General features: G+C 70.7%; 2 protein-coding genes. Both read left to right on the top strand.

The features are described from left to right. A partial coding sequence (locus ACFT41_RS32350) for a glycoside hydrolase family 15 protein (protein ID WP_377614119.1) occupies nucleotides 1-268 on the top strand: 268 nt, incomplete at its 5' end. Continuing rightward, nucleotides 268-1,047: a glucose 1-dehydrogenase gene (locus ACFT41_RS32345; RefSeq protein ID WP_377589571.1), complete on the top strand. Its 780-nt coding sequence runs from the start codon at nucleotides 268-270 to the stop codon at nucleotides 1,045-1,047. The genes ACFT41_RS32350 and ACFT41_RS32345, both read left to right, overlap by 1 nt. The last annotated feature ends 25 nt before the right edge of the window (nucleotides 1,048-1,072 follow it).

Raw genomic sequence — 1,072 nt, 5'->3', positions numbered from 1 at the left:
GGCCAGGCAGCTGTTCGAGTCCCTCGCCGGCCGGGTCAACGACCTGGGCCTGTTCGCCGAGCAGATCGATCCGGTGACCGGGGAGCAGCTCGGCAACTTCCCGCAGGCGTTTTCGCACATCGGCCTGATCAACGCCGCCGGGGAACTCACCGATGCCGAGGAGCAGCGGGCGGGATCGAGGCGCAGGCGAGACAGCACACGCACCCGCGCGGACCGCCCGCGCCAGACCGTGCCGACGGGCACGGCACGACCGGAGGGAGCACGCTGATGACCGGACGGCTCGACGGAACCACGGCCCTGATCACCGGCTCGGACTCGGGGATCGGGCAGGCCAGCGCCATCGAGTTCGCCCGCGAGGGCGCCGACGTGGTGGTGCACTACCTGCACGACCGGCAGGGGGCCGAGCACACCCGGGACCGGGTGGAGCGGGCCGGGCGGCGGGCGGCGGTGATGCGCTGCGACATCACCGACGAGCAGGACGTCGAGGCGATGTTCGACGCGGCCATCGCCGAGTTCGGCAGCCTCGACGTGCTGATGAACGACGCCGGGGTCGACGCCTCCGGCATCCCGGTGGCGGACCTGGACACCGAGACGTGGGACCGGGCGATCCGGACCAACGTCTACGGGGCGTTCTTCTGCTCCCGGCGGTTCGTCCGGCACCGCCGAGACCAGGGCGGCCACGGGAAGATCATCAACATCACGTCGATCCACCAGGAGGTGGCGCGCGCCGGTGGCTCCGACTACGACGCGAGCAAGGGCGCGCTGCTGGAGTTCGCGAAGAGCCTCGCGCTGGAGGTCGCCCCGATGCGCCTCAACGTCAACAACATCGGGCCCGGGATGGTGCTCACCCCGTTCAACCAGAAGGCCATCGACGACCCGGCCTATCTGGAGGAGCAGGTGCAGTCCATCCCCTGGAAGCGGGCCGCCGAGCCGGAGGAGATCGGCCGGCTGGCCGTCTTCCTGGCCAGCGACGATGCCGACTACGTGACCGGGTCGACGTACTTCATGGACGGCGGGCTGATGCAGAACCAGGGCCAGGGCGCCTGATCGACGTGGCCGCCCGTTTGGCGGC

The organism is Micromonospora sp. NPDC057141, assembly GCF_042670805.1.
Lineage (GTDB): Bacteria > Actinomycetota > Actinomycetes > Mycobacteriales > Micromonosporaceae > Micromonospora.
This window is presented reverse-complemented; position numbering and strand designations above follow the sequence as displayed.

What these genes read in the sequence shown, in the direction of transcription:
- ACFT41_RS32345 (WP_377589571.1), top strand. Translation starts at nt 268, where the DNA reads ATGACCGGACGGCTCGACGGAACCACGGCCCTGATCACCGGCTCGGAC.